General features: G+C 66.6%; 19 protein-coding genes. 16 read left to right on the top strand and 3 right to left on the bottom strand.

Annotation, left to right across the window (positions count from 1 at the left end; all coding sequences use genetic code 11):
• The first annotated feature begins 26 nt into the window (after positions 1–26).
• On the top strand, positions 27–668 hold the full coding sequence (locus AC5RVB_RS02040) for a hypothetical protein (protein WP_494141829.1): 642 nt from the start codon (positions 27–29) through the stop codon (positions 666–668).
• A gap of 164 nt (positions 669–832) precedes the next feature.
• Here the strand turns inward: AC5RVB_RS02040 and AC5RVB_RS02035 are convergent, their stop codons facing one another.
• Positions 833–2836: an APC family permease gene (locus AC5RVB_RS02035; protein ID WP_227903079.1), complete on the bottom strand. Its 2004-nt coding sequence runs from the start codon at positions 2834–2836 to the stop codon at positions 833–835.
• 201 nt (positions 2837–3037) lie between these two features.
• Here AC5RVB_RS02035 and AC5RVB_RS02030 point away from each other — a divergent pair, with 201 nt between their 5' ends.
• The 8 genes from AC5RVB_RS02030 to AC5RVB_RS01995 all read left to right on the top strand — a co-directional run bounded on the left by AC5RVB_RS02030 (position 3038) and on the right by AC5RVB_RS01995 (position 13395).
• Positions 3038–4078 (top strand): LacI family DNA-binding transcriptional regulator, encoded by a 1041-nt coding sequence (locus AC5RVB_RS02030; RefSeq protein ID WP_494141828.1) that lies wholly within the window; start codon positions 3038–3040, stop codon positions 4076–4078.
• Positions 4079–4236: 158 nt separating this feature from the next.
• Entirely contained in the window at positions 4237–5922 is a 1686-nt protein-coding gene (gene araB / locus AC5RVB_RS02025; protein ID WP_494141827.1) for a ribulokinase, read from the top strand.
• Complete coding sequence (locus tag AC5RVB_RS02020) at positions 5919–6644, top strand: L-ribulose-5-phosphate 4-epimerase (protein ID WP_494141826.1); 726 nt, start codon at positions 5919–5921, stop codon at positions 6642–6644. Before araB ends, AC5RVB_RS02020 begins: the two co-directional genes overlap by 4 nt.
• Before the next feature lies 1 nt (position 6645).
• On the top strand, positions 6646–8160 hold the full coding sequence (gene araA / locus AC5RVB_RS02015; RefSeq protein ID WP_494141825.1) for an L-arabinose isomerase: 1515 nt from the start codon (positions 6646–6648) through the stop codon (positions 8158–8160).
• Between the two features lie 41 nt (positions 8161–8201).
• Entirely contained in the window at positions 8202–9323 is a 1122-nt protein-coding gene (chvE, locus tag AC5RVB_RS02010) for a multiple monosaccharide ABC transporter substrate-binding protein (protein WP_227903074.1), read from the top strand.
• A gap of 94 nt (positions 9324–9417) precedes the next feature.
• Positions 9418–10926 (top strand): multiple monosaccharide ABC transporter ATP-binding protein, encoded by a 1509-nt coding sequence (gene mmsA / locus AC5RVB_RS02005; RefSeq protein ID WP_231715999.1) that lies wholly within the window; start codon positions 9418–9420, stop codon positions 10924–10926.
• A 2-nt stretch (positions 10927–10928) separates the two neighbouring features.
• Entirely contained in the window at positions 10929–12179 is a 1251-nt protein-coding gene (gene mmsB / locus AC5RVB_RS02000) for a multiple monosaccharide ABC transporter permease (protein ID WP_494141824.1), read from the top strand.
• A gap of 487 nt (positions 12180–12666) precedes the next feature.
• Complete coding sequence (locus AC5RVB_RS01995; RefSeq protein WP_494141823.1) at positions 12667–13395, top strand: transglycosylase family protein; 729 nt, start codon at positions 12667–12669, stop codon at positions 13393–13395.
• Between the two features lie 102 nt (positions 13396–13497).
• On the opposite strand, the gene AC5RVB_RS01990 is transcribed toward AC5RVB_RS01995, so the two are convergent.
• Both AC5RVB_RS01990 and AC5RVB_RS01985 read right to left on the bottom strand, forming a co-directional pair.
• Positions 13498–13875 carry a MoaD/ThiS family protein gene (locus tag AC5RVB_RS01990; RefSeq protein WP_227903070.1) on the bottom strand — a complete coding sequence of 126 codons (378 nt, stop codon included), beginning with the start codon at positions 13873–13875 and terminating at the stop codon, positions 13498–13500.
• Positions 13865–14968: a WD40/YVTN/BNR-like repeat-containing protein gene (locus tag AC5RVB_RS01985; RefSeq protein WP_494141822.1), complete on the bottom strand. Its 1104-nt coding sequence runs from the start codon at positions 14966–14968 to the stop codon at positions 13865–13867. Before AC5RVB_RS01985 ends, AC5RVB_RS01990 begins: the two co-directional genes overlap by 11 nt.
• Before the next feature lie 178 nt (positions 14969–15146).
• Between AC5RVB_RS01985 and AC5RVB_RS01980 the strand changes: the two genes are divergently transcribed.
• From AC5RVB_RS01980 to AC5RVB_RS01950, 7 genes are all read left to right on the top strand, one after another.
• The gene (locus tag AC5RVB_RS01980; RefSeq protein WP_494141821.1) at positions 15147–16091 is read left to right on the top strand and encodes a DUF4031 domain-containing protein; all 945 of its coding nucleotides are present in this window, start codon (positions 15147–15149) and stop codon (positions 16089–16091) included.
• The gene (locus tag AC5RVB_RS01975) at positions 16088–17350 is read left to right on the top strand and encodes an MFS transporter (protein ID WP_227903067.1); all 1263 of its coding nucleotides are present in this window, start codon (positions 16088–16090) and stop codon (positions 17348–17350) included. The genes AC5RVB_RS01980 and AC5RVB_RS01975 overlap by 4 nt, the downstream gene beginning before the upstream one ends.
• A gap of 1 nt (position 17351) precedes the next feature.
• Complete coding sequence (locus AC5RVB_RS01970; RefSeq protein WP_494141897.1) at positions 17352–18719, top strand: MATE family efflux transporter; 1368 nt, start codon at positions 17352–17354, stop codon at positions 18717–18719.
• Positions 18720–18777: 58 nt separating this feature from the next.
• The gene (locus tag AC5RVB_RS01965; protein WP_494141820.1) at positions 18778–19353 is read left to right on the top strand and encodes a DUF308 domain-containing protein; all 576 of its coding nucleotides are present in this window, start codon (positions 18778–18780) and stop codon (positions 19351–19353) included.
• A gap of 60 nt (positions 19354–19413) precedes the next feature.
• Positions 19414–19785, top strand: a complete 372-nt coding sequence (locus AC5RVB_RS01960) for a hypothetical protein (protein WP_227903064.1) — start codon at positions 19414–19416, stop codon at positions 19783–19785.
• 131 nt (positions 19786–19916) lie between these two features.
• Complete coding sequence (locus AC5RVB_RS01955; RefSeq protein ID WP_494141819.1) at positions 19917–20990, top strand: ABC transporter substrate-binding protein; 1074 nt, start codon at positions 19917–19919, stop codon at positions 20988–20990.
• Complete coding sequence (locus AC5RVB_RS01950; RefSeq protein ID WP_227903062.1) at positions 20991–21806, top strand: ABC transporter ATP-binding protein; 816 nt, start codon at positions 20991–20993, stop codon at positions 21804–21806.
• Positions 21807–21810 lie beyond the last annotated feature (4 nt).

Below are 21810 nucleotides of genomic sequence, written 5' to 3'. Positions count from 1 at the left end.
TCCCCCACATCCCCAGGAGATCAGCCGTGCCCAAATCCAAGCCCCGCAAGAAGGCCGTCAGCAAGAAAAAGCAGGCCCGCCGGGCCGAGCACGAAGTCAACGCCATGCTTCGCGGGGAAACCGTGTACTTCAGCGACGAGGCAGAGGCGCTGCTGACTGCCCGCGGCTGGATCAGCGAACGGGACCAGCCCGGCGGCCCCGACCAGGGGGATGCCTGGTACTGGATGCCCTCGCAGCTGCCGGCCTATCTGGAGGAAGGGGAACCGGTCCCCACCTCCGTCTACCCGTCCTCCGAGACAACCTTCGTGGCGCAACTTGCCACCCCGGATGGCTCCGTGCCGCCGGAAGCCCAGACCGAGTACGCGACCCTGGCCGAGCTTGAAGCCGACCTGGAGCGGCTCGAGGCCTTCCGGGTGCCCGAGGACGCCTGGACGGTCCTGAACGGCGGCCCCTCCCAGGAGGAGACGCCGGCGGACCTGATCGATTCGGTCACGGAAGAATGGGAGCTCATTGCCGAGCTCATCCACTTCCCCTACGCAGAAGAAGGCCCGCGTTCCTTCGCTGCCGTGGAGCAGGCGGTACAGGACGGCAGGCTGACGGAATACGCCTACCGTTCCGTGCTGGGCGGCCGGAATACCGCCGGACCCGCAGGCACTGCCCTGGACTAACCACGGACGGCCCCAAAGTAGCCCTGGTCTCAAATAGCCCCGGCTGACCGCGGCGCCCGGCTGACCGCGGCGCCCGGCTGACCGCGGCGCCCGGCTGACCGCGGCGCCCGGCTGACCGCGGCGCCCGGCTGACCACGGCGGCCGGCTAGCTCCGGCCGGCCCGGCTAACCCCGGTTTCCGGGGCCCGCGCCGGGACCGCCGGCAGGCTCCCCTTGGGCGTCATGGCTGGAGGCGAGCTGCCACGGCACACTGGCGACCATGATCGAGGGTTCGAAGTGCAGCCGCGCTTTGATCCGCAGGGCGGTCTGGTTGTGCAACAGCTGCTCCCACCAGCGGCCCACCACATATTCAGGGATGTACACCACGAACAGCTCCCGCGGCGCGTTGCGGCGGGCCTCGCGCAGATACGCCAGCACGGGGGAGATGGTCTCTCGGTAGGGGGAGGATAGCACGGTCAGCGGCACGGGAATCTGCAGGCGGTCCCATTCAGCCATGGTCCGCCGGGTCTCTTCCGGATCAATATCCACGGTGATGGCATTCAGGCTGGACGGGCGCGAGGCGCGGGCATAGGCAATGGCCCGCAGTGCCGGCTTGTGGATCTGGGAAATCAGGATCACGGCGTTCACCCGGGACGGCAGGGCCAGTCCGTGCTCATCCTCCCGGAGCGTGAGTTCCCGGGCCACGGTGTCATAGTGGACGCGGATGCTGTACATGATCGCGTAGAGGACCGCCATGGCGAGCAGAGCAATCCACGCGCCGTGGGTGAACTTGGTGATGATGACAATCAGCAGCACCAGGGCTGTCATCCCGAAACCGAGGGCATTGATGGCCCGCGAACGCTGCATCCGGCGTCGAACGTCCTTGTCCCGTTCCGTGCGCAGTTTCCCCGTCCAGTGCCGGATCATGCCCAGCTGGCTGGCGGTGAAGGAGACGAAAACCCCCACAATGTAGAGCTGGATCAGCCGGGTCACATCCGCGTCGAAGGCGACAATCAGCACCAGGGCGCCCAGTCCCAGGGAGATGATGCCGTTGCTGAACGCGAGGCGGTCCCCGCGGGTGCGCATCTGGCGGGGGAGATAGCCGTCCCTGGCCAGGATGGAGCCGAGGACCGGGAAACCGTTGAAAGCGGTATTGGAGGCGAACACCAGGATCAGCCCGGTGGCTGCCACCACAATGTAGAAGGGGATGCTGCCGCCCCCGAAAATGGTCTCCGCCAGCTGGCTGATCACCGGGTGCTGCACATACCCCTCGCCCACCGGTTCACCGTTGAGGGTGAGCTGTGTGGCCGGGTCCTGTGCCACATGAACCTTGGTGAGGTTGGCCATGGCCAGGATTCCCGCCAGCATGGCCGTGGCAATCACGCCCAGCAGCAGCAGTGTTGTGGCTGCATTGGTGCTCTTGGGTTTGCGGAAGGTGGGGACCCCGTTGCTGATGGCCTCCACCCCGGTCAGCGCTGCCGCGCCGGAGGAGAAGGCACGCAGCAGCAGGAAGGCACCGGCCAGGCCCACCAGGCCGCTGTCGAGTCCGGCCTCCGGCACGAGGTCAAGGGCAGCGGAGGGCGCCTGTTCGAGGTTTCCGGAGAAGAACTGGACGGCACCCGTGACGCACATGCCCAGCACTGAGGCCATGAAGATGTAGGCCGGCAGCGCGAACACGGACCCTGCCTCCCGGATGCCGCGGAGGTTGATCAGTACCAGCAGGGCAACGCCGATCACCGCAATGGTTGCCTGGTTGCCGTGCAGGGCGGGAACCGCGGTAACCAGATAGGCCGCCGCCGAGGACATGGACACGGCCACGGTGAGCACATAGTCCACCAGTAGCGCGGAAGCGACGGTCAGGCCGGCGGACTTTCCAAGATTGGCGCTTGCAATTTCGTAGTCGCCGCCGCCGGACGGGTACGCGTGCACGTTCTGCCGGTAGGAGGCCACCACGGTGAGCAGGACCACCATTACCGCCAGTCCCACCCACGGTGAGACCGTTACGGCGGTGACGCCGGCGAGGGCCAGGGTCAGCAGAATTTCATCGGGTGCATAGGCAGCCGATGAAAGAGCGTCCGAGGCAAAAACAGGAAGCGCAATCCGTTTGGGAAGAAGGGTGTGCGCGAGGCGCTCGTTCCCGTACGGACGCCCGACCAAAATGCGCTTGAACGCATTGAAGAATGTGAGCACGAGGTCCAACGTTAGACCCGCGCTGCGGGCACTGTCCAGAAGTTCCCGCGCGGGCGCCCGCGGGCTCCGCCGGGGCGGAACGGGCGCCCCGGTTTCCAAGCGGATGATCCGTGGATCCGGCGGCGTGCCGGGGTGCGCCGGAGAACGCGGTCCTGCAGCGTTGGATGCCGCCCGGGCCGCCGGTGCAGTACGGTTCTGACTATGACCAATGAGGGCAGGACGGATTCCCTATCCCCTCGGCGTGCCTCCAATATCCGGGACGTGGCAGCAGCTGCCGGAGTCTCCTATCAGACCGTTTCACGGGTGATCAACGGACACCCGAGCCTGCGGGACTCGACGCGGCAACGGGTGCTGGAGGCGATGGAGCAGCTCCAGTTCCGGCCAAACCGTGCTGCGCGTGCCCTGGTCACCAGGGAATCACGCATTATCGGCGCACTGGTGGCTTCCGGGGCGGAGTACGGGCCCACGGCCACCCTGCAGGCGGTCCAGAATGCGGCGAATGAGGCCGGGTACGTGGTGGACGCCGTGCACATCGACAACGCAGACCGTTCCTCCATTGAGGAAGCGCTGGACCGGCTGATGAGCCATGCCGTCGAAGGGCTGGTGCTGCTTGCCCCGCAGTCCAGGACACTGGAAGTGATTGAACAGCTCTCCATCCGGATTCCGTTTGTCACCGTGCATTCGCTGCACAGCGAGGACCACCGTATGTCAGTGGACCAGCTCGCGGGGGCGCGGCTGGCCACCCGCGCTCTGCTGGAACTGGGGCACCGGAAGGTGGTCCATGTTCCCGGGCCGGAAGGATGGGTGGAAACCGAAGCCCGCCGCCAGGGGTACCTGGAGGAGATGGCGGCATGGGGCCTCGCGCCCGCAGTTGTTTCGGCAGGGGAGTGGACCGCGGAGTCGGGGTACCGGGTAGGCGCTGAACTGCGCAATGGCCTGCAGTTCAGTGCGGTGTTCTCCGGGAATGACCACATTGCCCTGGGTCTGGTGCATGCCTTCGCTGAGGCCGGACTGCGGGTCCCCGAAGATGTGAGCGTGGTTGGTTTTGATGATGTGCCCGAGGCAGCGCACTTCCTTCCTCCGCTGACCACCGTCCGGCAGGACTTCCCCGAACTGGGCCGGCGCTGCGTTGCCGTCCTGCTGGGCGAGCTGCAGGGCCGGGATCCGGTAAAGACCGGTGATGTGGCGCCGAAACTGGTGCGCCGCGGTTCCACTGCGGCGCCGCCGGCCTCTTTTGCCTAACTGCGCGGCGTTACCAAACCGTTACCAACTTTTGTGGTCCCCGTCACGTTTTCGGGAGTAGCGTGACTGCAACAACGAAATGTGACCGTTCACATTAACGGACCTCCACGGTTCCGGCCACGGTCACGGGTCTACCGGTCTACGACAATGAGGTCACCGTGCAGCAGAGGAATGATCCCGCCCATGTAGTGGGCATCGACTACGGCACCCTCTCCGGGCGGGCCGTCGTCGTACGGGTGGATGACGGCGCCGAACTCGGGTCCGCGGTGCACCCCTACCGGCACGGAGTGATGGACACGAACCTGGCTGCCACCGGTGCACCACTGCCGCCCGACTGGGCGCTGCAGGTCCCGGCGGACTACATAGAGGTCCTGCAGCACGCGGTACCGGCGGCCATCCGGGCTGCGGGCATCGATCCGGCATCAGTCATCGGGGTGGGTACCGACTTCACCGCGTGCACCATGGTTCCCGTCACCAAGGACGGCACCCCGCTGAATGAGCTTCCCGGGCTCCAGGACCGTCCGCACGCCTACGTGAAGCTCTGGCGCCACCACGCGGCGCAGGCGCAGGCGGACCGGATTAACGAACTCGCCGGGCAGCGCAACGTTTCCTGGCTGCCGCGCTACGGCGGGCTGATCTCCAGCGAATGGGAATTTGCCAAGGGGCTGCAGCTGCTGGAAGAGGACCCCGAGCTGTACGAACGGATGGATCACTGGGTGGAAGCCGCGGACTGGATTGTCTGGCAGCTGACCGGTAACTATGTGCGAAACGCCTGCTCAGCGGGGTACAAAGGCATACTGCAGGACGGCGCATACCCGGACCGGGATTTCCTGGCGGCACTGAACCCGGACTTTTCCGGGTTTGTTTCCGGGAAGCTCGAACACCCGGTGGGCAGCCTGGGCTCAGCCGCCGGGACGCTCAGCGAGCAGGCAGCGGCCTGGACCGGCCTGCCGGGCGGAATTCCGGTGGCCGTCGGCAACGTGGACGCCCATGTGTGTGCACCGGCGGCCGGGGTGGCCGGCCCGGGCCGGATGGTCGCGATTATGGGCACCTCCACCTGCCACGTGATGAACGCCGAAATCCTGCGCGACGTGCCGGGAATGTGCGGTGTGGTGGACGGCGGCATTGTCGAGGGCCTCTACGGCTACGAGGCCGGCCAGTCAGGTGTCGGAGACATTTTCGGCTGGTTCACCGCACACTTCGTCCCCGCCGAACTGACCCGGGAGGCGGACGACCGCGGGATGAGCGTGCATGAACTGCTCACCGAACAGGCTGCCGGCCAGGAGGTAGGCGCCCACGGGCTCCTGGCCCTGGACTGGCAGTCCGGGAACCGCTCCGTCCTGGTGGACCATGAGCTTTCCGGCCTGCTCGTGGGACTGACCCTGGCAACCCGCCCGCACGAGGTGTACCGGGCGCTGCTGGAAGCCACGGCCTTCGGCACCCGCACCATTGTGGAGGCGTTCACCTCCTCGGGCATTCCGGTGACGGAGTTCGTCGCGGCGGGGGGACTCGTTCGGAACCGGTTCCTGATGCAGATCTACGCCGACGTCCTCGGCATGCCGATTTCCGTCATTGGCAGCGACCAGGGCCCGGCACTCGGCTCCGCCATCCACGCTGCCGTGGCCGCCGGTGCCTACCCGCACGTGCGGGACGCCGCGGCTGCCATGGGGAGGGTGCACCGCAACGAGTTCCTGCCGGATCCGGAGCGTTCGCAGGCCTATAACGCGCTGTACGCGGAATACACCGCGCTGCATGACTATTTCGGCCGGGGCGGCAACGACGTCATGCGGAAGCTGAAGGCCATACGCCGCTCAGTCCGCCTGGTCCGTGAGGTGAGCGCATGAGCATTCCAGGGAACGGTTTCGAGCAGGCAGTTGCACGCGTTCGCGCAGAGGTGGCAGCCCTGCACGGCGAACTGGTGCGGTACGGGCTGGTGGCGTGGACGGCCGGAAACGTTTCAGGCCGGATTCCCGGCACCGGATACTTCGTCATCAAGCCCAGCGGCGTCGGATATGCGGACCTCAGTCCGGAATCCCTGATCCTATGCGACCCCGACGGGGGTCCCGTGGCCGGAAGCCAGGACGCAGGCCTGTCTCCGTCCAGCGATACGGCAGCGCATGCCTACGTGTACCGCAACATGCCCGGAACCGGGGGAGTAGTGCACACCCACTCTCCGTATGCCACGGCCTGGGCGGCGCGCGGTGAATCGATTCCCTGCGTGCTTACCGCCATGGCTGACGAGTTCGGCGGGGAGATCCCCGTGGGCCCCTTCGCCATCATCGGCGATGACTCGATTGGCCGCGGCATCGTTTCCACCCTTCAGGGCCACCGGTCCCGCGGGGTCCTGATGCGGAACCACGGTCCCTTCACCATCGGCCGGGACGCACGCGACGCCGTCAAGGCAGCTGTCATGCTCGAGGACGTTGCCCGCACGGTCCACTTCGCCCGCCAGCTCGGGGAACCCCTGCCCATCGAACCGGCGCACATCGACGCCCTGTTCGAGCGCTACCAGAACGTGTACGGCCAGCAGCCGGCAGCAACCCCATCAAATTCAGGAGTGCACTGACGTGAGTCCCCTCAACACCACGCTCGAACCCTACGAGGTCTGGTTCCTCACCGGCAGCCAGGACCTCTACGGAGAAGACACGCTGCGCCAGGTAGCCGAACAGTCCAAGGCCATTGTCGGCATGCTCGACGACGCCGGCCTGCCGGTGCGCGCGGTCTGGAAACCGACACTCACGGACACAGGCTCCATCCATGCGGCAGCGCTCGCCGCCAATGCAGCGGAAAACGTCATAGGCGTGATTGCCTGGATGCACACCTTCAGCCCCGCGAAAATGTGGATCCGCGGGCTGGACGCGCTGCGCAAACCGCTTCTTCACCTGCACACGCAGATCAACGTGGAACTGCCGTGGGCGGAGATCGACTTCGATTTCATGAACCTGAACCAGGCTGCGCACGGGGACCGGGAATTCGGCTATATCTCCGCCCGCCTGGACGTGCCCCGCAAGACCGTCGTCGGGCACGTTTCCGCCCCCGCCGTTATTGCCCAGATTGCCTCCTGGCAGCGTGCCTGTGCCGGCCGGGCAGCCATGCAGGGCATGCGGGTTGCCCGTTTCGGCGACAACATGCGCAACGTTGCCGTCACCGAAGGGGATAAGACCGAAGCCGAACTGCGCTTTGGCGTCTCCATCAACAGCTGGGGGGTCAATGACCTGGTGGAGGTGGTGGACGGGCAGTCCGAGGACAGCGTGGACAAACTGATCGCCGAGTACGAAGACATCTATGACGTTTCCCCGGAGCTGCGGCCCGGCGGAAGCCGGCACGAATCCCTGCGCTACGGGGCGCGGCAGGAACTTGGCCTGCTCCAGTTCCTTGAAGAAGGCGGTTTCGGCGCCTTCACCACCAATTTCGAGGATCTGGGCGGACTGCGGCAGCTGCCGGGACTCGCCGTCCAGCGGCTGATGTTCAGCGGCTACGGTTTCGGCGCCGAAGGGGACTGGAAAACCGCCATGCTGGTGCGGGCGGCCAAGGTAATGGGCGCCGGCCTGCCCGGCGGCGCCTCCCTGATGGAGGACTACACCTACCATCTGGTGCCCGGCGAGGAGAAAATCCTTGGCGCCCACATGCTCGAGATCTGTCCCAGCCTCACCACGGACAAACCCAGCCTGGAAGTACACCCGCTGGGCATCGGCGGACGGGAAGACCCCGTCCGCCTGGTGTTCAACACAGACCCGGGCCCCGGCGTCGTCCTGGCCATGTCCGACATGCGCGACAGGTTCAGGCTGACCGCCAACACGGTGGACGTGGTTCCTCCGGACGCCCCGCTGCCGAACCTCCCCGTGGCCCGCGCCGTCTGGCAGCCGCATCCCGATCTGGCCACCTCCGCGGCCGCCTGGCTCACCGCCGGCGCCGCCCACCACACCGTGCTCAGCACCGCCCTCGGGGCGGACGTGCTCACCGACTTTGCGGAGATGTCCGGCGTGGAACTGCTGCTGATCGACAACACCACGGACCTGCGCGGTTTCCAGCGGGAAGTCCGCTGGAATGCGGCCTATTACCGGCTCGCCCAGAAACTCTGAACCCACCTCACCAAGGCACGGCAACCACGAAAGGCATGACCATGACACGCAAACCCACACTGAAGCGGGTACTTATCGGCGGAGTCTCGCTGAGCCTGGCCCTCAGCATGAGCGCCTGCGCCGGCAACCGCGGCGGCGGGGACGCCGGCGGGGACTCCAACGAGGGCGCCAAGATCGGCGTCGCCATGCCCACGCAGCAGTCCGAACGCTGGATCGCCGACGGTGAGAACGTCAAGTCCCAGCTTGAGGAACTTGGCTACGAGGTGGACCTGCAGTACGCCAACGATGACATCCCCACCCAGGTCTCCCAGATCGAGAACATGATCAACGGCGGCGCCGAGGCCCTGGTCATTGCCTCCATTGACGGCACCACGCTGACCGGTGTGCTGGATACCGCCGAAGCCCAGGACATCCCGGTGATCGCCTATGACCGGCTGATCAACGAGTCCGACACCGTGGACTACTACACCACCTTCGACAACTACGAGGTGGGGGTGCAGCAGGGCACCTCACTGCTCACCGGTCTGGGCGTCCTGGACGACGCCGGGCAGCCGACCGGGGAAAAGGGTCCGTTCAACGTCGAACTGTTCGCGGGCAGCCCGGATGACAACAACGCCACGTTCTTCTGGGACGGCGCCATGGACACCCTGCAGCCCTACCTTGATGACGGAACCCTGAAGGTCCCCAGCGGGCAGACCGCCTTCGAGCAGGCTGCGATCCTGCGCTGGCTGCCGGATACCGCCCAGGACCGGATGGAGGACCTGCTGACCGTGGGCGGCGGTGCACAGATCGACGGCGTGCTCTCCCCGTATGACGGGCTGTCCATCGGCATCATCTCCGCCCTGCGCTCCGGCGGCTACTCCGGGGAGAACCTGCCCGTGATCACCGGCCAGGACGCGGAAGTGGGCTCGGTGCAGTCGATCATGAGCGACGAGCAGTACTCCACGATCTTCAAGGACGTCCGCGAGCTCGGCAAACGCGCCGTGCTGATGGTTGATGCCCTGATGAAGGACGAGGAACCGGAAACCAATGACGAGGAGACCTACGACAACGGCGCGAAGGTAGTGCCGGCGTACCTGCTCGAAAGCCAGATCGTCACCGTCGACAACTATGAGGAAGTCCTGGTGGACAGCGGTTACTACGAGGCCTCCGACCTTAAGTGACACCCGGCAGGTGGCGGCCCGGTACCGGCCGCCACCTGTACCACCATCGAGAGTCCAGGACAGGGAGGTCCGCGTGAGTGACTACATTCTCCAAATGACCGGGATCGGCAAGGCATTCCCCGGCGTCAAGGCGTTGCAGGACGTCACCCTTGCCGTGGCCCGCGGAGAGGTCCATGCCATCTGCGGCGAGAACGGGGCAGGCAAGTCCACCCTGATGAAAGTGCTGTCCGGTGTCTACCCGCACGGCAGCTACGACGGCGAGATCCTGCTGGACGGCCGGCCCGTTGCCTTCCGGGACATCAAGGACAGCGAACGCAGCGGCGTCGTCATCATCCACCAGGAACTGGCGCTTTCGCCGTACCTCTCCGTGGCCGAAAACATCTTCCTGGGCAATGAACGCTCGGCCCGCGGCTTCATTAACTGGAACGAAACCAATGTCCGCGCGGCAGAACTGATGCGCCGGGTCGGACTCGACCTGAACCCGGTTACCCGGGCCGGGGACATCGGCGTCGGAAAGCAGCAGCTGGTGGAGATTGCCAAGGCGCTGTCCAAGGACGTGAAGCTGCTGATCCTGGATGAGCCCACGGCTGCGCTGAATGATGAGGACTCCGCCCACCTGCTGGGCCTGGTCCGCGGCCTGCGCGAGGACGGCATCACCTGCATCATCATCAGCCACAAACTCAACGAAATCCGGGCCATTGCCGACTCGGTCACCATCCTGCGGGACGGGCAGACCATCGAGACGCTCAGCCTCGATGACGGGTCCGTCACCGAGGAACGCATCATCAAGGGCATGGTGGGACGGGAACTGACCAGCCGTTACCCGGACCGCACCCCCGAGATTGGCGAGGAGGTGCTGCGGGTGGAGGACTGGACCGTGCACCACCCCGCGGAACACGCCCGTGTCGTGATCGACAGGGCGCACCTGTCCGTGCGCGCCGGGGAGATTGTCGGCATCGCCGGGCTGATGGGCGCCGGGCGTACCGAACTGGCCATGAGCATTTTCGGACGCAGTTACGGCACCGGCATCAGCGGCACGCTGTACAAGAACGGACGGGAAATCACCGCGCGCACCGTACAGGAGGCGATCCGGCACGGCATCGCCTATGCCACCGAAGACCGGAAGCGGTACGGCCTGAACCTGATCGAGGACATCAAGCGGAACGTCTCAGCCTCCGCCCTGACCAAGCTCGCCACCCGGGGGTGGGTGGACGGCGGCCGGGAAACCGTGGTGGCGCAGGACTACCAGCGCAGCATGAACATCAAGGCCCCGTCCGTCAGTGCGGTTGCGGGCAAGCTGTCCGGCGGCAACCAGCAGAAAGTGGTCCTCTCCAAATGGATGTTCGCGGATCCGGATGTCCTCATCCTTGACGAGCCCACCCGGGGGATCGATGTCGGAGCCAAATACGAGATCTACACGATCATCAACCGGCTCGCGGCACAGGGTAAGGCGGTGATTGTCATTTCCTCCGAACTTCCGGAGCTCCTTGGCATCTGTGACCGCATTTACACCCTTGCCCAGGGCCGCATCACCGCCGAGGTTCCGATTGCCGAGGCAACCCCCGAACGACTTATGCAGCACATGACACAGGAAAAGGAATAGCCATGGCTACCACTCTCGCCGGTGAGGATCCGGCACTCGGCACCAGGACCCCCAAACCGTCCCCGCTGGCCGACGCCGGACGGTTCCTGGCCGGCCGGCTGCGGCAGATCGGCATCTTCCTGGCCCTGCTGGTGATCGTCACCCTGTTCCAGGTCCTGACCGGCGGGGCACTGCTGCAGCCGGACAACGTGGCCAACATCATTGTGCAGAACAGCTACATCCTGCTGCTGGCCATCGGTATGGTCATGATCATCGTGGCCGGCCACATTGACCTGTCCGTGGGATCCGTCGCGGCCTTTGTGGGTGCCATGTCCGGCATCATGATCCGCGACTGGGGAATGCCATGGTGGGCTGCGCTGGTGGCCTCCCTGGTGGTGGGTGCGCTGGTCGGCGCCTGGCAGGGATTCTGGGTGGCGTACGTAGGGATCCCCGCCTTCATCGTCACACTGGCCGGCATGCTCGTTTTCCGCGGCCTCACCCAGATCATCCTGGGGAACCAGCGGATCACCGGTTTCCCGGAGGAATACCGCCAGCTTGGCGGAGGGTCCCTGTTTCCCGGGCTGTTCCCGGCGGAAACCAACCTGCTGGACTGGACCACCGTGGGACTCGGCCTGCTGGCCACTATCCTGCTGGTCCTCAGCCAGCTCCGCGGACGGGCTGCCCGGATGAAGCTGAACCTGGATGACGAACCGAAGGCATGGTTCTTCACCCGCCTGCTGTTCAGCGTCGTCGTTGTCCTTGGACTGACCTACCTGCTTGCCAGCTCCAGGGGCGGAACGCCCATAGTGCTCGTTGTCCTGGGTGTGCTGGTGGTGGCCTACAGTGCCGTGATGAACCGCTCGGTCTTTGGCCGCCATGTCTATGCGCGCGGCGGGAACCTGCAGGCGGCCCAGCTTTCGGGCGTCAACACCAAACGGGTGGACTTTCTGCTCTTCGTGAATATGGGCGTGCTGGCCGCACTGGCCGGACTGATCTTCACCGGACGCCTGAACTCGGCGGGCCCGGGTGCCGGAAACCTCTTCGAGCTTGACGCGATTGCCGCGGCATTTATCGGCGGCGCCGCTGTCACCGGCGGAGTGGGGACCATTGTTGGCGCGATCACCGGAGGCCTGATCATGGGTGTCCTGAACAACGGAATGTCCCTGATGGGCGTGGGGATCGACTATCAGCAGTTCATCAAGGGCCTGGTCCTGCTGCTTGCGGTCGGTTTCGACGTCTTCAACAAGCGCAAGGCCTCCAATGCCTTGAAATGAACCATGCATAAAACAGGTGGCGGGTTCCCGGGAGGGGGCCCGCCGCCGATCGTTAAGGGCCGCCGAATCCGGCTGTGAGCGTCGACGCAGAAAGCAAAATAGAACGCAAATCGACGTGTGTCCAGCGTTACCCGTAACTGATTGTGATGAACCCTACAAGACCCGCCTCGATCGGCTTATTGGCGCGGATCCCGGCCGGTAACGATTAGGTTTCGATTAGGTAGCGATTTGATCTCGACAAATGACTGCTTTAGGTTGTTTATGAGCCCGGATCGAGGGCTGGACTGCCGGCCGTTTCGAAGGCCGGCGCGGTCGGCACCCAAAGCTGGTGCGGCCGATGCATGAATCGCACTAAGTACCACGCGTCCACTGTACGTCGCCGCTGCGTGGTACCGAAAAAGACCTCTATCAGTCGGGGTAGGCGACGGCGCGCGGAAGCCCGGGGACGGGTTGAGCGCAGGTGGAACCCTTGGGAGCACAAGAACCGATGAAGAACCAGAAGATCCGTCGTATCGTACGTCGTGGACTGGCCACCGCTGCCCTCACCGGTGTCGGCGCTGCCGGCCTCGCAGGCCTTGCGGCACCAGCCAACGCCAGCTCAATGGACTGGGACGCGCTTGCACAGTGCGAAAGCGGTGGAAACTGGGCTACCAACACCGGTAACGGTTTCTCCGGCGGCCTGCAGTTCACCCCCAGCACCTGGGCCGCCTTCGGCGGAACCGGTGACCCGGCCAACGCCAGCCGCGAGCAGCAGATTGCCGTAGCTGAGCGGGTCCTGGCCGAACAGGGTCCCGCCGCATGGCCTGCCTGCACTGCCAAGCTGGGCCTGACCGGTGCCACTGCCAACCCGCAGGCCGCCACCCCGGCCCCCGCGACCACCCCGGTGGAAACCCAGGCGCCGGCACAGACCTACGCCCCGGTTGAAACCGCTCCGGTTGAAGCCGCTCCGGCACCGACCTATGTTGAGCCGCAGGCCCTTCCGGAGCAGCTGCCGGCCCCGACCAACGTTGAGGTCCAGGCTGTTGCACCGGTGCAGGCTCCTGCCCCGGCCCTGTCCGGCGAGACCTACGTCATCCAGGCCGGCGACACGCTGTCCACCATTGCCGAGAAGCTGGGCATTGAGGGCGGCTGGCAGGCGCTGTACAACGCCAACGCCGACACCGTGATTCACCAGGACCTGATCTTCACCGGTCAGACCCTGCAGCTGCCGGCCTAACCACCGGAGTACACAGCTTCGGCACCGGACCGACGACGGCCGGCTGCCGACGCATCGGGCGCCCCGCTACCAAGCGGGGCGCCCGCACGCGTTTAACCGCGGTTAGCCGCCGGCAATCGACTGCAGCACCAGCACCACGGCACCGGGGCCCAGCACAGTTGAGGAACCGGCCAGGTCCCGGATGTCATCACCGTCCACATACAGGTTCACGTGCCGGCGGATGTCTCCCGCGTCGTCCACAATGCGCCGGTACACCCCGGGATGCCGGTCCCGCAGCAGTTCCAAAAGCACGCCGATGGTCGGGGCCCGGTCACCGCCAGCACCCACACCGCCAGCGCCCGCACCGCCAGCGGTCCCGGCAGAATGGCCCGGGGAGCCGGGACGGAACACCAGGCTGCGGCTGCCGCCGGCAGCCTCAGCCAGCGCCGCCGGCAGCAGAAGCTCGACGGCGGAGGCGGCGCCCTGCGCGTCAGAGGGCAAGCGCCCGGACACAGAGCACATCCGGAAGGTTGGCGGTGAGCAGGCTGAAGCTTTCCCCTTCATCGGAGCTGGCGTACACCTCGCCGCCGCGCGTGCCGAAGTAGATGCCCGCCGGATCTGCCCGGTCCACATCCGCGGCATCGCGCAGCACCGCGTTAAAGTCATAGGCGGGAAGGCCGGCGTCGTGCCGCTCCCAGCTGCTGCCGGCGTCGGTGCTGCGGTACACCGCCGGACGCCCCTGCGGAGGATTGCGCTCACCGGCGGAACCCAGCGGGATGGTCCAGATGGTGTCCGGACGGGTGGGGTGGGCGAGCATCACAAAACCGAAATCCGCAGGCAGCCCGTCCGCAATGGACACCCACTGCCCGCCGGCGTCGTCGCTGCGGTAGACCCCGCCGTGGTTCTGCGCATAGAGCCGCTGCGGATTGCCGGCATCACGGGCCACCTTGTGCACACACTGTCCGAATTCGGGGTAATGCTCCGGCATGAAATCGGCAATGATCCCGGTGTTGAAGGCATCCCAGCTCTCGCCGCGGTCATCGGAGCGGTATACGCCGCCGCTGCTGATGGCCACATGGACGGAATCATCCGCGGGGCTCGGCAGTACGGTGTGCGCCGCCGGACCGCCGTACCCTGCACCCCACCGGGTCCGGTGCGGATGGTCCCACAGTCCGCGGACCAGCTCGAAGTGCTTCCCGCCGTCCGCGGAACGAAACACGGAAATGGGCTCGCAGCCGGCCCAGACCACCCCGGGGCGGTCTTCGGTGTCCGGCCTTAGCTGCCAGATCCGCTCCAGTGTGGCCCCGGTGTCCGCGGGGAAGGCGATGGCCGGGGCCTCGGGTTCCTGCCAGGTCTTGCCGAGATCATCCGAGACGGCAACGTTGGTGCCCCACCACTCCGACCGCACCCCGGCCAGCAGCCGCGGAGTGTCCGTGCGGGTATCGAAGGCCAGGGAGGGAACCTCGGCCATCGCGAATTCCGGCCCGCTCAGCGTCCAGTTCCGGCGGTCGCTGCTGGTGGCAAGCCAGAGGCCCTTCCGGGTTCCTATGGCAACCACTGCGGGCACGGGGTGACCGGCTGTGACCTCATCCATGCCGTTATTGCAGCATTGCGGCACAGGCAGAACAAGGGGGTTCCTGAAGTTTCCCGTACCCGGACCGGCGTCCTGCCCGGTATGCCGGGGCACCCCGTCCAGCTCCCACATGGAAATGGGGGCCGCGCGTGCGATACACATAAACGATGCAGTTGTTGCCACTGAACGCCATGGACCCATGATCTACATCGATCCGCCGATGTGGCCGGCACACAACACCCTTTTCTCCCACCTCATTTCCGATGCCGGGCTGGGCGAGCTGCACGCATTTGCCCGGGCCGCCGGTATCTCGCCGCGTGCGTTCGACGGCGACCATTACGACGTCCCGCAGCAGCGCTACGACGCGTTGGTCCGGCGCGGCGCGGTGCCCGTCACCGGCGGGAACCTGGTGCGCATCCTGATTGCCAGCGGACTCCGGATTCCGGCACGGGACCGGCCCTCAGCGCTCGCCCGGCCCCTGATGCACCGCTGGAACCGGCTGCTGCCCGGCGCCCCGGACCTGGGGGAGCGCCTGCTGGAGCACTGGAATGAACCGCACCGCCGCTACCATGACCGCCGCCACCTCCTGCAGGTGCTGGAGGCCCTGGACCTGCTTGCCGGTTCCGGGGTTCCGGTCCCGGTGGCCCTTGCCGCCTGGTTCCATGACGCCGTCTATTCCGGGGCTCCGGGTAAGGATGAGGAAGCCTCTGCCCGGCTCGCTGAGGCCCTGCTGCCTGCTGCGGGCGTGACCGCGGCAGATACCGCCGAATGTGCCCGCCTGGTCCGCCTCACGGCGGGGCATGATCCCCGGCCCGGGGACCGGCACGGCGAGCTCCTGGCCGACGCCGACCTCTCGGTGCTGGCCCGTCAGCCGGACCGGTACCGCGCCTACGTAACGGAGGTCCGCGCCGAGTATGCCCACCTCTCGGATCAGGAATTCGCCGCGGGCCGTGAGCGGGTGATACGGCAGTTCATGGCCGCGGATCCGTTGTTCCGCACGGCCTCCGGCCGAAAGCTTTGGCAAGAGCAGGCACGCCGAAACCTCAGCGCGGAACTCACCGGGATGCTGGAGGGAACCGCTCCCGCCGGCCAGGGAAATGAAGGTAGGCCGGGCCCCGGCGCACCCCACCGGGACCGGCCATGAGCGTGCCGGCCGGGCCCGCCGGTTTCACCGGGCACGCCAAAGGGACCCGCGGCTACCGGGGGGTGCTGGTGGGCCTGGCCGCGGCCGGCGTGGCCACCTTCGCCCAGCTGTATTCCCTGCAGGGCGTCCTGCCGGAGCTTGCGGCCGGGATGGGAATTTCGGCGTCGTCGGCCGCCCTCACCGTTTCCGCCGCCACGCTCGGCCTCGCGGTGACGGTGATTCCGTGGTCCGCAGCGGCGGACCGTTTCGGCCGGCTGCCGGTAATGCGGGTGGCGATCCTGGCTGCGGTGGTGCTGGGACTGGCGGTGCCGCTAAGCCCCACCCTTCCGGTCCTGCTGGTGCTGCGCTTCCTTGAGGGCGCCGCCCTGGGCGGCATTCCCGCCGTGGCCCTGGCCTACCTCAGCGAAGAGGTGAGCCGCCTCCACGCTGCGGTGGCCGCGGGTACCTACGTCTCCGGCACTACCCTCGGCGGCCTTGCCGGCCGGATCCTGGCGGCCCCCGTGGCCGAACTGATCAACTGGCGGGCCGGTGTGGCTGCCGTAAGTATTCTCGCCGCGTGCGCCGCCGTCGTTTTTATGCTGACCGCGCCACGCCAGCACGGGTTTGTTCCGGAACGGGCTGCCGCTCCCGGCCGCGAGCTGGCGGCCCGGCTGGGCACAAATCTCCGCAACCCCCGCCTGCTGGCCCTCTATCTGCAGGGTTTCCTGCTGATGGGCGGCTTTGTTGCGGTCTACAACTACCTCGGCTTCCGGCTGGGCGGCCCGCCCTTCGGACTGCCGCAGTCCCTGGCAAGCGCCCTGTTCCTGGCCTACCTCGCCGGCACCTGGTCCTCCCGGGCAGCCGGCACCCTGGCGGCCCGGCTGGCAGGCCGCGGCGGGCGCAAGCTGGTGCTGCTGCTCTCCACGGGCGCCATGGGGGCGGGCCTGGCCCTGACCCTTGCCGATCATCTGGCGGCCATCGTGGCCGGTCTGCTGGTATTCACCGCAGGGTTTTTCGGTGCCCACGCGATTGCCTCGGGCTGGACGCCGCTGCTGGCCCCGGTGGGCCGCGCCCAGGCATCCTCGCTGTACAACCTCTTTTATTACACGGGTTCCAGCGTGCTGGGCTGGGCCGGCGGCTACTGCTTCCAACACAACGGCTGGCCGGCCCTGGTGCTGTTTGTGGGTGCGCTGCTGCTGGCGGCGGCACTGGTGGCCGGTCTGGTCCTGCGCGCCGACGACGGCGGTGGAAACGCCGCGGCCGGGCCGGTGAAAACGTAGGCTGGATGCTGTGAATACCCCAGCCGACCTTTCCTCACGGCGGCTCAGCCGGCGGATCCTGGCCCTGGCCCTGCCGGCGCTGGGCGCGCTGATTGCGGAGCCGCTTTTCCTGCTCGCCGATTCGGCGATTGTCGGCCATCTGGGCGTGAACCAGCTGGCCGGCGTCGGCCTCGCCTCCACCGTGCTGCAGACCGCCGTCGGACTTATGGTTTTCCTCGCCTACTCCACCACCGGTACCGTTGCCCGCTACCTCGGCGGCAACCGGCACTCGGACGCGCTCGCCGCCGGCCGGGACGGAATAGCCCTGGCCCTGGGGCTGGGCGCGGTGCTCTCCACGGCCGGCTACATCTTCGCGCCGCAACTGTGCACCGTTATGGGCGCCACCGGGGATGTGCACCGGTATGCCGTGGACTACCTGCGCTTTTCCATGCCGGGACTCACCGCCATGCTGGTGGTCCTCGCCGCTACGGGTGTGCTCCGCGGACTGCAGGACACCCGGACACCGCTGGTGGTTGCCACCGTGGGCTTCGCCGCAAACATCGGGCTGAACTACCTTCTGGTGTACGGCTTCTCCCTCTCGGTGGCGGGTTCCGCACTGGGCACCAGCATCGCCCAGTGGGGCATGGCCGTTTTCTACCTTGCGGCAGTGGCCCGGATGTCCCGTGCCCGGGGCGTGCCGCTGCGGCCAACGGCGGCGGGGATCCGCAACACCGCGCACGTGGGGTCCTGGCTGATGCTGCGCACCCTCAGCCTGCGGGCAGCCGTGCTGGCCACGGTGCTGGTTGCCACGGCGCAGGGCCCGGAATCCCTGGCGGCCCACCAGCTGGTAATGACCGTGTTTACCTTCCTGGCCTTTGCCCTGGATGCCCTGGCCATTGCCGCGCAGGCCATGATCGGCAAGGAACTGGGGGCCGGGGACACCGCGCTGGCCCGTGCCCTGACACGCCGGATGGTGGTGTGGGGCGTGGGCTTCGGCGTCATTACCGGCGGCCTGCTGGCGATTGCCGCCCCGGTGGCCGGCGTGCTTTTCACCGGCGACGCCGGCGTGCAGCAGGCCATGACGGCCGGCCTGTGGGTCCTGGCCGTGTCCCAGCCGATCTGCGGGCTGGTGTTTGTCCTGGACGGTGTGCTGATCGGGGCGGGGGACGCCCGCTACCTGGCGCTGACCGGACTGATAAACCTGGCGGTCTACCTGCCGCTGCTGATCTGGGTGCATGCCTCGCAGCTTGCAGGTTCCGTCGGCATCGCCTGGTTGTGGGCTGCCTTCGGCCTGGGGTACATGTGTGCCCGGGCAGCCACGCTCTCCTGGCGCGTACGGCAGGATGCCTGGATGGTTACCGGTGCGGCATCGGGAACAGCCAGCGACTAAGCTGGACGGTGGCCAACCGGCTACTCCATGACGGCGAAATGAAAGCGGAGGCTCTGCAGTGGGCGCATCCAACACCGGAGCACCATGGGTACCCATGCTGCTGCGTTCAGCGGTAGCGGCGGTCTACGGCGTGCTGACGATCTTCTGGCAGGAACCCGATGATTCCGTCCTGGCCTATGCCGGCGGTGCTTATCTGCTGCTGACCGGTGCCGCGCTCCTGCTCCTGGCCGGCACGGCCCGCGGCCACGGCAGCACCAAAACCTTCCTGTCGGCCGAGGCCGTACTCTACGTGCTGGCAGGTGCGCTCACCGTGGTTCCGGCTGCGGCCGGAACCATGCAGGCCTTCCCGGCGGCGGCGTCCACCGCCCTGATAGTCGGCGGCGCCATTGAATTGTTCCTGTGGTTCAGGGACCGGAAGACCTTCCTGCCGGTCCGTGACGGGCTCATCACCGGCGCAGCGGCCGCTGGTGCGGGTGTGCTGGTGCTGGTGTTCCAGGACCTGGGCTCCCGCGCCCTGCTCGGGGTTACCGGCGGATCCGCAATCATCATTGCCGTGATCCTGGCGCTTTCGGCCCTGGGGGCCCGGCATGATGCCCGCAGCGCCCAGGGGGATCCCGCAAAGGCCGTAAACTAGAGACGCGGCAGTGCATTCTGCACCGACCCGCGCAACCCCAACCCAGCAGGAGGATCTAACGTGGCGAAGAGCTCAACCGGCGGCCCGCAGAGGCGGAACTCCGTGAAGGCACCGCTGATCTTCTCCGCTGTGCTGGCGGTGGTCGCCGGTGTCTGCACCATGATCTTCGCCACCGGCGGAGCCGAGAAGGAACTCCGGGTTGATCTGGGCCTGACGGCCATGGGAATCGCCTTCATCGCGTCCCTGCTGATCTCCTCCCTGCTGCTGATGACGGAAAAGCCCAACCCGGACTACCTCAGCGAGGGTTCGGGTATCCACCGCAGCTCGGCCAAGATCCCCGGGGGAGCAGGCAGCGTCGGCAAGCCGGCGCCGTCGTCCGCCCCGCGCGATGAGGATCCGGGCACGTCCCGCCCGGCCGATCCCACGAACTGAGCCGCGCCACAAGCCGGACCACGGGTCCGGTTCCCGGATTTACCGCACCGTAACAACCGGTGCCGCCGATAGAAACAATGCCTTTTTAGGCTCTGGGTATTCACCCGTTTCTATTGAAAGCGCTGGTCCCCATGAGCCTTAGCACCCGCCTCAGGGCACGTTCGACGTCGGCACGGATCCTCGCGGGAACCCTGGCTCTTTCCGGGGTCCTGCTGGTCACAGCGTGCGGAGGATCCACCGAGGCTGACACCGGCGGCGGCACCGCTGACTACGGCACCCTGGACCTGAACCTGTCCTGGATCAAAAACGCGGAGTTTGCCGGCGAGTATTTTGCGGATGCCTCCGGCTACTACAAGGAAGCCGGGTTCTCCGACGTCAACCTGATTGCGGGCGGCCCGGGCGGCACCTCCACCGAGACCATGGTCCTCTCCGGCGGCGCACTGGTAGGCACCTCCAGCCCCATGGGGGTTGCACCGGTCATCGCGGAGGAAGACGCGCCGCTGAAGATCATCGGCACCACCTATCAAAAGAACCCGTTCGTCATCATTTCCCTGGACGGTAATCCCATCACCACGCCCGCGGAGCTGGCCGGCCAGCGGATCGGTGTACAGGCCGGCGTGAACGAAACAATCTTCGACGCGCTGCTGGAGGTCAACGGCATTGATCCGGGGTCCGTGGAGAAGGTTCCGGTCCAATATGATCCGCAGCCGCTGGTCAACGGTGACGTGGACGGTTTCTTCGGTTACCTGACCAATGAGGTGCTGACCCTGGAGCAGGCCGGGCATGCCACCGCGGTGCTGCCGTTCGCCGATAACGGACTGCCGTTTATTGCCGAGAGCTTTGTCACCACCGATGAGGCCATTGAGACCCGCCGCGAAGAACTGAAGGCCTTCCTGCGAGCCACCCTGCGGGGATGGCAGGACGCAGTGGCGGATCCCGAGGAATCCGCCCGGCTGGCCGTGGAGGTTTACGGCTCGGACCTGAACCTGGACATGGCCAAGGAAATCCGCCAGGCGGAGGAACAGAACACCAAACTCGTGGTCTCCGCGGAGACGGACGCCAACGGGCTTTTCACGGTCAGCGATGAGCTGATCCAGGAGAACCTGTCCATCCTGAAGCTGGCCGGATATGACCTGGAAGCCGAAGAGGTCTTTGACATGAGCCTGCTGGCGGAGGTCTACGAGGAAAACCCGGAGCTGAAATAAATGCCGCGCACCGGAAGCGGGATCAGCCTGCAGAACCTCGGCAAAACCTACGCTGCCGGCCGCAGCCCGGTAGTGGCCCTGGAAGCGGCCAACCTGAGTACTGACCGCGGCTCCTTCCTGTCCCTGCTGGGCCCCTCGGGGTGCGGTAAGTCCACGGTGCTGCGCATCCTGGCCGGGTTGGAGAACCCCACAACCGGAGACGTGCTGGTGGACGGGAAAACCCCGCAGGACCTGCGCCGCGGCCACGAACTGGGCATTGCCTTCCAGGACTCCGCCCTGCTGCCCTGGCGCAGCGTCTACGCGAACATCCGGCTGCCGCTGGAGGTATCCGGACTGCCCGCCGATGATGCATACATTCGCGAGCTCATTGCGCTGGTGGGGCTGGAGGGCTTCGAAAAGGCCCGTCCGGCGCAGCTGTCCGGCGGCATGCGCCAGCGTGTGTCCATTGCGCGGGCACTGGTGCTCAAACCCTCGGTGCTGTTGCTGGATGAGCCGTTTGGGGCACTGGATGACATGACCCGGCAGCGCCTGAACCTGGAGCTGCTGCGGATCTGGACAGAGAAACCGGCCACCACGCTGATGGTCACGCACGGGATTTCCGAGGCGATCTTTCTTTCCGACACCGTGGCGGTGATGAGCCCGCGGCCCGGCCGGATCAAGGAAGTCATTGACGTGGACCTGCCCCGCCCGCGCACACCGGACATGATGCGCAGCCCCGAGTTCCACGCCCTGCATGACCACGCATCCGAACTGCTGTTCGCCGGGCCGGAGAGCCCGCGCCAGGCTGCCGCACCGGCCGGGCTGGAGGCGCGGTGAACGG

This window comes from Arthrobacter sp. Y3225209 (assembly GCF_059090685.1).
This window is presented reverse-complemented; position numbering and strand designations above follow the sequence as displayed.

Coding starts and splice junctions, on each gene's coding strand:
- AC5RVB_RS02030 (WP_494141828.1), top strand. CDS start 3,038: ATGACCAATGAGGGCAGGACGGATTCCCTATCCCCTCGGCGTGCCTCC.
- AC5RVB_RS01975 (WP_227903067.1), top strand. CDS start 16,088: ATGAGCGTGCCGGCCGGGCCCGCCGGTTTCACCGGGCACGCCAAAGGG.
- AC5RVB_RS01985 (WP_494141822.1), bottom strand. CDS start 14,968: ATGGATGAGGTCACAGCCGGTCACCCCGTGCCCGCAGTGGTTGCCATA.
- mmsB (WP_494141824.1), top strand. CDS start 10,929: ATGGCTACCACTCTCGCCGGTGAGGATCCGGCACTCGGCACCAGGACC.
- AC5RVB_RS01950 (WP_227903062.1), top strand. CDS start 20,991: ATGCCGCGCACCGGAAGCGGGATCAGCCTGCAGAACCTCGGCAAAACC.
- AC5RVB_RS02020 (WP_494141826.1), top strand. CDS start 5,919: ATGAGCATTCCAGGGAACGGTTTCGAGCAGGCAGTTGCACGCGTTCGC.
- AC5RVB_RS01980 (WP_494141821.1), top strand. CDS start 15,147: ATGATCTACATCGATCCGCCGATGTGGCCGGCACACAACACCCTTTTC.
- AC5RVB_RS01995 (WP_494141823.1), top strand. CDS start 12,667: ATGAAGAACCAGAAGATCCGTCGTATCGTACGTCGTGGACTGGCCACC.
- mmsA (WP_231715999.1), top strand. CDS start 9,418: ATGACCGGGATCGGCAAGGCATTCCCCGGCGTCAAGGCGTTGCAGGAC.
- chvE (WP_227903074.1), top strand. CDS start 8,202: ATGACACGCAAACCCACACTGAAGCGGGTACTTATCGGCGGAGTCTCG.
- AC5RVB_RS01955 (WP_494141819.1), top strand. CDS start 19,917: ATGAGCCTTAGCACCCGCCTCAGGGCACGTTCGACGTCGGCACGGATC.